Genomic DNA, 10,042 nt, shown 5'->3' with positions numbered 1-10,042 from the left:
TTAAAGAACCGGAGCGTGAGTTTTTAAACAAAAAGTTATTTGAAATTAAATAACCTAAAGTTTGGAAAAAATGAAAGGGTCAGGGGTACAATACATTCTACTCAGGAATAACGGACTAATACCTTTTCCCAGAGCCCTAGGTTTTGTGGCTATTTCGGGTTCGACTCTTGTCCGGAAGCCGGGGAGCGCCGTATAAAATCGCTGATGCCTTTACCAATGATCTCGCCGTGCAAATGATAACGGGGAATGGTATATTCCTCGCCATCGGTCCTGTTCACCCAGCCGGTCTCCATGGATGTGGCAATATCCAGATGCGGGTATACCGAATCGATATAGGATGCCGCGTTCATGCCCTTGGTTTTATAGGAAGGTCTTCGCAGGAACCGATAACCACCGTTTTGCCGTAATAGGTTTCGAAAGAAGTCTAATTTTTCCGATTTGGGGTGGCCCCCTTCGTTGTGCAAACTGTAAAAGAACGCCCCATAGTTGGTTTCCTTACTTCCCGGAAAAGGATCGTGGCTATCGATAAAAATACGCAGGTCGTTTGTCGCCGCCGTTTCGGCAATTTTCCTTTTTACGGCCTTTATGGCGTTCCAATATTCGGGGTTTTCCCAATTGCGGTTAAAGTCGCCCCGTTCCTGATCCTTTCCGCTGCCGCCCCGTTCCACCATATCAACGTCCATCATGGGCACCACAAAAACAATGGCGTTTTTCCTGAGAAAAGCGGCCTTTTGATCGTCCGAGGCCAAATAGCGGACAAGGCCTTCGATGACGTGGTTCGAATGCGACTCAAAGGCGTGGTTACGGGCCAAGATCCAAACCAGGGCCTTTCCGGGATCCGGGATATCGCCATCAGTAATCCGAAAGAGTTTTATCACCCTGCCCTCCTCGCTTCTTGTAAGGTCGCTTACTTGTACATGGGCGTTTGGGGCCATATCCTGTTCCAATTGCCTTAGCTGTGCGTATAGGTACGGGTATCCGGTGGCGAAATAAAGTGTGTCTCCCTTGGGCCGGATGATGTATTCCATACCATCGCCCTTGAAAAACCCCGGGGTGCGGTCCCAGTTTTTTTTGTCGTAGCTGAATGCGGGAAGTGCCGGGAGCATCTTCTCCGAAGTTCCCTCTACAAAAAGGGTCAAGGGCTTTTGGGAGTCGAAGCCCGAAACGCCAAAATAAAACCACAACTGATACACATCGCCATTTTTCTTGACCGAACGTATGCGCAACGCATTGTTCCGGTTATCAATCCGGACGACTTTTACATTGGATCCCGGAAAAACCGAATCTACCTTTATCTGGGCCGTGACGATCGGGCAATACAGTAACCACAGTAACCATACCAATGACCTTAATGCTTTTTGAATCTTCATGTAAAGTGGTTTTGGAATTAGAGTAGCTGGGCGATTACGTTGGTGTTCCGTGCATAGATTTTGCCCACCTTTTGCATCGAGTCATTGAGCTTGCCAAGGGCTTGCGGATAGTTTTTCCAAACCTCCCGGAGCCTATCGGCAATCTGCTGTCCGGTGGTTTCCTCGATCTCGAAAACCCAATCGTCAAAACCAAGGTCATAGTACATATGGCCTTTTATGGTATCCTCGGGCTGACGCAGGTAAAACATGGGGGTTCCGTTTCTGGCGGCTATGATCGGGGAGTGGCATTCAAAACTGAGCACGGTATGGGCCTTTCTGTACACCGAGGCGGCCTCGTCGGGCAACCAATAGCCGCGTTTCACTACATGGAGCCTTACATCTTCGGGCAAGGGGTGGATCAAGAGTTCGTCCATAATATCCACCTGATAGGTCATCTCCGGACAGACCAGTACCTTGTTGCCCGTTTCACGGACCCAAGCGATCATGGCCTCGCGCAATTTGGCATGGTCCACTTCTTTCTTGGCGTTGTTCAGGGCCTCGGCCTTTTGGATATCGGTAGCGCTCCAACCATCGTTATTGGGCTTGAACTTGTAATAGGGTGTTTTTCGAAGCCGGGGAATGGCACAGATGAACTTTTTCTCCTCCAAGCCGTTTTCGGCCATAAACCGATGGGCCCTTTCATCGTCATGGGTGTTCAGATAAAAGGTGGCATCGGGGGCAAAGCCGATCTCTTTGGCGGTGATGCCATGGTCGTTCAGCACTTTTACCGATTTGGTCTCCCGGGTATATACGAATGCGGCCCCATTGAGCAGGTCTTTTAACTTGCCATCGATATGCGCAATGGTGGTCCCGAAAATCCCATAAGGCTTCTTGGTGTGCTTTCTCCAGGCTTCAAGATTGGTGCGGCCCACTACATAAGGGCCTGAACCGTGGATCATGACATCGGCCGTTTCAAAGGCAGAGATAACCGCTTCGCTGGTTACGTTGTAGTCACGGTCCACATCGCCATAAATGACCTTGACCTTGGGGAAATTCGATTTTAGCAGTCGCTTTACCGCATCGGTGGCCCTACTTTTTTTCCATAGGATGATCCGGGTATCGGGCAAAAAGCTTTCCAAAATGTGCAATAGTCCGGGCGTGTGGGCAATGTCGCCAATATTCACGTCTTGCCAGCCCGATACTATTAAAATGGTACTTATTATCCTCCCTTTTTTCTTTTTCCTTGGATTCTCATCACTGTAGGAAAGTAATGGTGTAGGGAGCAATACCCCCATATTGACCAATGCCATTAGTTGCAACCAATCTCTTCTACTATAATTTTGTTTGTCATTTTTTTTCATTGTTATCTGATTTTGACTAATCAATCTGTTGGAAGGGGCAATGAACTGAATAATGACCTCTTATGGTTTAAACAGTTTTCCATTTCTGATTTAAGACTCACATAGAACTCAAAATCGTTTCCAATTTATCTTGATAACTTTTAGCATAATGTATCATTCCTAAATCATTTGGATGTGTACCATCAACAAAACTATCTTGGTTCAAGTCAATCGTGTCTTTGGAGAGCATAAATAGCTTATTATATCCTTGTTTTTGTAATTCTTCAAAGGTTTGAGTCATCCAAAAGTTCAAAGACTCATAAATATGTTTTCGTTCTGGGTTGAGCCAGGCATCAGAATAGCCAGCGTGTTGTACCAAGAGTATCGGGGTTTCTCTATGTGTCTCCCGAAGTTGAATAACGCTTCTTCTCACCCTTTTTATAACTTCCCTTTTGGCGTATTCATCCCCTTTTTTAAGCAATCTAGACAAATTAGGCATACAATCGAGCACGAAAACCGAAGCCTCAATTTCGTTAATCAGGCCTACCACTTCTTCCTCCAAACGTCCGTTCCCGGAAAATCCCAGATTAATTACCGGATAATCCATTTGTCGGGCCAAAATATTGGTCCAGGCCATTCCAGGTCGGGTGGCACAGGCCCCTTGGGCTATGGAAGTGCCATACACCACGATGGGTTTTTTACCGATGGGGGATACCAACTCCATCGCACTGCCTTTGGGTACACCGAGGGTAAGGTCCGCTATAATATTATACAAAGGCAGGTACAATACATATTCGTTTTGCTTTTTTTGAAGCTGTTTTATCGGGAAGCGGTATTGCACTGTATCCCCAAATTGATAGGCTCCTTTACACCATTGCCATTGGCGGTCATGCTTTAGGTACAAATCAACACCGCTCACCCCCGTAGTTGGCATATGGGGCATACTAAAGCGCTGCTTTACCCGGTACTTGACCACAATATGATCCGCATTGGTCTTAAAGCGCACGGCCAGACCGGCACTGTTGTTGGCAAGTGACCATACGTCGGGCCGGACTAGTTTTTCGGCCTTTTTGGGAAAACGAGTGTAACCTATGTTCTTCCATCCTTGTCCCTCCAAACGGTTCAGATGTTCCAAAGGAATGTACTGGTCATAAACAGGCAAATCTTGGGCGGTCAAAGGCAACAGTCCCATGGTAACCAGAAAAATGAATAAATATCTCATACGAAATGATGGCATTTACAATCTTACATTATTTAGCGGCGTGGGCGTATCGCTTAACCTTATCATGTGTGGTATACAATACGTGCGACTTACCATCGAATACCACAATATTGCTGGAGAAATCGCCCTGAACGATCGGATTTCCTTCATATTTGGTCCAATGGAGCAGGTCTTTGGAAACGGCCACGTTGGAGGACCATAGGGCCACAACATTTTTGTTGTTCCAATCAGGGTTGTCGGAACCGTGGTAGTACATATAATATTTTCCTTTGTACTTGATCACTTGGTTGGCGGCCACGGCGGCTTCATCGTAGGTGCCTGGGCCCAGATCCAGAACGGGCTCGTCCTGCACATTCGTCCAGTTTATAAAATCATCGGATTTAGCCAACCAGATTCCCAAATCATTGCGCTCGTAAAACAGGTATTTTTCTCCATTTTCCACCCAAACCGTGGGGGTGCCGTATGGTCCGGGATCTAGGGGGATTCCGTTGGCCTTGTTTATGTTGAGGTTGCCCTGTGGCTCCCAATCTATTCCGTTTTGAGAGACCAATAAATGGGCCACATCATTCCTGCCCTCGGCGAACATATAGTACCGGTCATTCTCCTTATGGACAAACATATCCTCTACCCAAACACTAGGCAACAAGGGCTTTTGGGCATGGCGCTTCCAATGGACGCCATCATCGGAAAGGGCAAGGCCCAAAAAGCGCTTTTCGGAAATACTATCGTTATAGCCGGTGTACCACAATTTGTACACCCCCTCATCGAACAAAATAAAACCGCGCTCCCTGATCTGGGCATCCCAGGTATTGGTACCCGTTCCCGTGAATAAAGGTTTTTCCGGCTCCGGAGAAAACGAGACCAGTTCGACCGGGAATGTCATTGGGGTATCCATTCCTGGCGTTTCCGCAGTGCTTTTCTTCTGCTTGGGTTTACAGGCTATGCCCAAGGTCAACAGGGCTATTATAGTAATTGAGAATATGGTTTTTAATAGGTTCATTGTGCTTTCTTTTGCGTTAACCATGTATGTAATTGATCTGTCTTTATAAAAGATTGTTTTTCCCCTAAATCGGTGTACAGTTGTTCTGCCCAGTTATAGGTTTTGGGCAAGGGACCGGTCAGTACAGTTTGTTTGGGGTAATGGAGCCCTACTACCTGGGCTATATCCGTTATTTTCAAACAGTTGAGTAGTTCAAGGGCCAATTTCTTTCCTTCGGGATCACCTTCCATGTCTTGAGTCTCCGGCAAGTTGTTCAGCAAAAGGGTTTCAACATTGCCGTCCAGGAGCGAGGCGTAGGCCGCTACAACGGCCATTTCACCCTGAGCGGCCAAATGAAGGGTCAGGCCCTTTCCGTATTGGGGCAATTGCCGAATGGCTTTGAGTCCGCGCAATACATCGTATACCCGCATTGAGGCCAGGGTTCTTCCGGTCCATGCGGCGGCACGGCGAATGTACCATTGTTGCGACGGCGACCAGGCGGTTTCCCCCGTACCCCGCGTTTCGAGAAAAACAACATCCATGTGTTTTGTTGCCCCCCGTACCAAGGCTTCAGAGCCGTATCGGGCCTCTTCGGCACTCCGCAGCACCACCAGTACCTGGTTTTGTTCCTTGTCCGTTGTTTTGGAATCATGTCGTACACTAAGGCTCAAGCGCCAACCTTTTTCAGCGGTATAGCTGTAGCGCTCACGATGCATGCCGTTGCTTTTTATGCCACGAAAGGTCTGGTGTATCTCCAGTGGCAGTTCCTCTTTTGGAAAGGCGTTAAAGGTTTTTTCTTGAAGGAAGGAGACCACCTTGTTCCGGTAAACGGAAAGTTCTGCCTTGGTCTTGATCTTGGGCGGCCGAGCCTTGGCAACAAACGATTCTTGGATTTGGGTGGTACGGTCCCCTTTGGGTGGATGCTCGCCATAAACCCCAAGCGCTTCGTTACTGAGTACCCGTTCGGTGGCAATAGGCCCTACGGCCGTTGCGGGGAATTCTTTGTCCTGTAATTCCCGAAGAAAAAAGGAAAGGACCTCGGCCCTGAGCGATTCGTCATCTCCATAACTGTGGGAGCCAGCCGCTTCTTTCATCAATAGCTTGTTGGCTTGCCCGTAAAAGCTGTAAATGGGCCGTATTTTGTGGAATAGGTCGCGTACCGACTCTATGGAATAGTATTCGTCGCGGTCGGTCTGGGCAATCATAAAGGCCCGGGGCGCGATCAAGGCACCAATATCGCTGAAGTCGATGAGGTAAGTGTTTATGGGCATCATACAATCGCAATGGTCGTTAATGGTGCGTTGCTTTATTTGCCCTTCCAAGGATCCGGCCCCGGCCACTGCGGCGGCGGCCTTTAAGCGCTCGTCTATGGCGGGCAGGTACCAGCTCTGGGAGCCCCCGCCCGATTTCCCGGTAACCCCCAACCGCTCTGGGTCTACTTCCTTACGGGCACTTAACAGGTCAAGGCCCCGAATTCCGTTCCATACCTCCACACCGGCCGGATTATACCCTCTGCTGAACCAGTTGAAGCGCCCTTCTTCGTAGGAGCCTAGATGTGAACCTCGTACCTCGCCCCGCTGTATGGTTTCAATAACCAATACCACAAAACCATTTTGGGCAAAGTTTCTTGCATGGGCTTGATAATGATGCTTTTGTGTATGGGCATGACCGCATACGAAGAGTATAGCGGGCATTTTTTCACCCTTGTTTTCGGGGATATATAAATTGGCGGGCACATAAAGACCGGGAAGGGACTCGTAATACAATTTTTCAATACGAAAACCTTTTTGCTGGATAACACCGGTTAGCTTTACGTTTAAGGGGCTACGTTTGCCGTAGTACTTGTCTTCAAGACCCAACATCTCCAACAGTTGATCTTTCCGTTGTTGCCGTACGGCCTTCCAATCCGCGATGGTATTAATCGCCGAAAGGGATTCCCCACTGATCCGTTCCGCCTGATGCCCTAAATAACAGGACATATTGTTTTCCTGGTCCCTTTCCCGGGTAATCCTGAACTCACTTACCTGGGCCAGAATCAGCTGTGGTAGGAGCAGGACCGTCCAGCCTAGCCGGCGGATGCGGTTATTGTTTTGCGCCATGTTTCTCTTACAAGCTGTCATTACTACCGTTCGTTGCTTTATAGTGGACCAATGTACCGGTCCGAAACCACAACCTCGTCAAATAGAATTTCCTCTATTTCCCCTGGTTTTCCCGTTGTCATATAATAGTTTAGCCAGAAAAAAGTGAGCTTTAACCGGCTGTCGGTACGCCATTGGAATCCTTCAAAAGGAGGGGCACCGGTCTGCTCCCGTTTCCAACCACCTTTTTGATCTACTTCGGGAAAACCTTCCCCCAAATGCAATATTTTTTCCCCGTTGATCCAAAAGGCCTGTTCCCCATTATGGCCATCAACGGGATCGTTGAGTTTGATCATGAACTCCACACAGATCCATTTGTTGGGCTCTGCAATTTTGGGCGTTTCCGGAAAAAACACATTGCCCCAATAATTCTTGGGCTTACCCACCATGTGGGGCCAATAGGTGTAAAAGCCCCAATCCCATTTTGTATGGGACGGCATTTCGATGCCCGAGATAAAAAAATCGGTTCCATCCGGTTTTAGCCCGGCCTTTCCCAAGGGATAGGGCACGGCGGGATTATAGCCGCCCAATTTTACCAAATGGTGCACCCGGGTATTTCGGGTTAGGAATTTTACATAGAACCGGGCGTACAACCGCTCGTACCCCTCTGGGAAACTTTTGAACAAATGTCCGCCATTATCCTTACCGGGAATATACGTTATTTTCAGCGATTGTTTGCCCTTACTTTCCGGAGGTACATCTGTGGAAAACGACATGCCCCCAAGGTTTTTTAGCTCCTCCCAATGCTTGCCCATTTCCTTAAGGTGGGCGGCTTCAAAGTCCTCTTCAAAGATGGGTTTGGTCTTGCTGAGGACACTGCTTCCGGTCTTTGGGGTGCAACCATAAAGAAGGGAACCGATACAGCAAATTAGCGCAAGTTGTCTCATATTTTTCCTTTTTAAGGCTTGGGGCTAGCCCTTAGTAATAATTGTTCTTTAAAGCCTACATAAAGAAAGGGCCGATCCGCGTCCACCGTTCCCAAATCCCGGTTATTGGCATAATCGAACACTTTATAGGTTATACCCGGAACAAGCCCCCGCAGCTGCAGGGCATCTTCCTTGGACCAGAGTGGGGCGAAAAAGCCATAGTACAGGGCATTGCCCTTTTTAACCACGTGGCCCTCGGGCTTATCAAAAGCCACGTCATATAAATTGGTATATTGGGCGCTGCCCAATTCTAAATTGTTATATACCCCAAACCAACGCTTCCAGGTTGCTTTCTGCTCCTCATCCAAATCGGTATAAAAGGTTGTAGCCTGGCCACCTATGCCCACGGCACTTTCAAAGGATTGGGGAACCGAAAACCCGCTCCATTCATCATCTGGTACCTGATAGCAGTCCCCGACGGCAAAACTGGGTCCATGCAATGCTTTTTCCACCTTAATCCTGCGTCGTGTCTGCAAGGTGTTAACCGGATCAGAAGCATTTGCAATGTCGTAATACGGCATATTGTAGGGGGAATGCGGGGCCGCACAGATGCAAACCTCATGCAGGCCGGTCTTTTTCAATTTTTTTAGTATGCTATTGACCCGTTCGTACATCTTGGGCAGTTGCTCAAAGGATTCCAGGGGTCTTTGGTGTTTATGGGCCTTGTTAAAACAGGGGGGTACCGCAGACAGCCCTCGCGTATCTGTATAGAGTCCATCATACTCCCAATCGCCAATAAAACGATCCACCAGTTTTTCTATATGGTTCAGCGCGGGTGGATAGGCCGGGCAAAGTTGGTACAGTTGCCGTTTGTCCTTAAAATAGCTTCCGTCCGCATCCACGATAAGCAGTTCGGCATGTTCTCTTGCCAATTGACTTTCGGGACTTACGCCCAAGGGATACCACCATAGATTGGTCTTAAACCCTTCTTTGTGTAGTCTATTGACAAAAACGGACATATCAGAGACTCCATTGGGAAACTTGCCAGGAGCCCGATTTACATTCCAATCTCCATAATAATCGAACCAACCATCATCAAGGTTGGCCACATGTACGCCCATTTCAGCCAGTTCAGGAAGAGTTTCATAGATTTGCGCCAAGTTGAAGTCAAGTTCAAACCCCCAACTCTTCCAATAGGGGTCATGAGCCCCTTGGGGTGATTTTTTAGGAATGGCAATACCCCGATCCCGTAAAAGTTCGGCATAAGTATGTAGTGCATTGTAGTAATCTAAATTATGAAAAACCACCGCATTCATCACCGTGGTGTAACTTTGATTGGACAACAAATCGCCCTTCATTCCCAAGGTTTCCTCTAGCGCCTTGACAATTCCCAAATTCACTACATCTGGGCTATTCATAGAAACTGGTAACGCCAACCACTCGGGCTGTTTGCTTAAATGGCATAATGCTACCCCTGCACGATTTCCCCAAACATCTATCAAAGGAATGCCACCTCCTATATATTCATCATGCTCGGTTTGGTGCATGCCCTGAAAATTGGCATTGTAAAACCCTTCCTTTACAGGTATTACGGCGTAATCTTCGCCCCAAGCGGGCACACCTCCTTGAAATGACACCAAGGGTTCCGCTACATGGGAATCATTAAAAAGTCCAGTTTGGGACAGCTGCAATTCACGCACATGCACACTGTCAATTTTGATAACCTTTTTACCCTTATTAATGTATTTGGTTTGAAAGATGGCCGTATTCGGGTATTTTTTTGGTAGCCAGACTGTAGTTTCACGTAATAGATGTATCTCTTTGTATTTAAAATCACCTGAGATTTCCACCTTAGTAGCTGCCCCAAATTCTGGATGCCGCTCTGTACCATTTTTAAATTGACAGCTTTTAAAATTCTTAGCCAACAGTCCATTGACCCAAATACTTTCGTTTACAGCAATATCAACAGCATGGGAAGTATCTTTTTCTTTCCCAACCCATTGCAGTTTACCCTTCATCTGTTCGTCAAAAACTATTTGTATGCTTTGGGTGGCTGCACTATAATCCTGAGCAAAACCATGTCTTACGCCTGAAAAAAGTAACGCCAAAAGCAATTTCACTAAAATAGTATCCATATTTTTTTTCATA

At 47.5% G+C, this 10,042-nt stretch carries 7 protein-coding genes; all 7 read right to left on the bottom strand.

Annotated elements, in window-relative coordinates:
• Positions 1–149: 149 nt before the first annotated feature.
• Positions 150–1,370: a M14-type cytosolic carboxypeptidase gene (locus tag HJC33_RS17205; protein WP_171660078.1), complete on the bottom strand. Its 1,221-nt coding sequence runs from the start codon at positions 1,368–1,370 to the stop codon at positions 150–152.
• Between the two features lie 17 nt (positions 1,371–1,387).
• Positions 1,388–2,710, bottom strand: a complete 1,323-nt coding sequence (locus tag HJC33_RS17200) for a polysaccharide pyruvyl transferase family protein (protein WP_216366731.1) — start codon at positions 2,708–2,710, stop codon at positions 1,388–1,390.
• A gap of 97 nt (positions 2,711–2,807) precedes the next feature.
• Positions 2,808–3,911 carry an SGNH/GDSL hydrolase family protein gene (locus tag HJC33_RS17195; RefSeq protein ID WP_246245595.1) on the bottom strand — a complete coding sequence of 368 codons (1,104 nt, stop codon included), beginning with the start codon at positions 3,909–3,911 and terminating at the stop codon, positions 2,808–2,810.
• Between the two features lie 28 nt (positions 3,912–3,939).
• The gene (locus HJC33_RS17190) at positions 3,940–4,911 is read right to left on the bottom strand and encodes a glycoside hydrolase family 130 protein (protein ID WP_171660076.1); all 972 of its coding nucleotides are present in this window, start codon (positions 4,909–4,911) and stop codon (positions 3,940–3,942) included.
• Positions 4,908–6,989, bottom strand: a complete 2,082-nt coding sequence (locus tag HJC33_RS17185) for an alpha/beta hydrolase family protein (protein ID WP_171660075.1) — start codon at positions 6,987–6,989, stop codon at positions 4,908–4,910. The genes HJC33_RS17190 and HJC33_RS17185 overlap by 4 nt, the downstream gene beginning before the upstream one ends.
• Positions 6,990–7,027: 38 nt before the next feature.
• On the bottom strand, positions 7,028–7,915 hold the full coding sequence (locus tag HJC33_RS17180) for a hypothetical protein (protein ID WP_171660074.1): 888 nt from the start codon (positions 7,913–7,915) through the stop codon (positions 7,028–7,030).
• An 11-nt stretch (positions 7,916–7,926) separates the two neighbouring features.
• Positions 7,927–10,029 (bottom strand): alpha-galactosidase, encoded by a 2,103-nt coding sequence (locus tag HJC33_RS17175; protein ID WP_171660073.1) that lies wholly within the window; start codon positions 10,027–10,029, stop codon positions 7,927–7,929.
• Positions 10,030–10,042 lie beyond the last annotated feature (13 nt).

The sequence above is a fragment of the Flagellimonas amphidinii genome (genome assembly GCF_013090115.1).
Lineage (GTDB): Bacteria > Bacteroidota > Bacteroidia > Flavobacteriales > Flavobacteriaceae > Flagellimonas > Flagellimonas amphidinii.
This window is presented reverse-complemented; position numbering and strand designations above follow the sequence as displayed.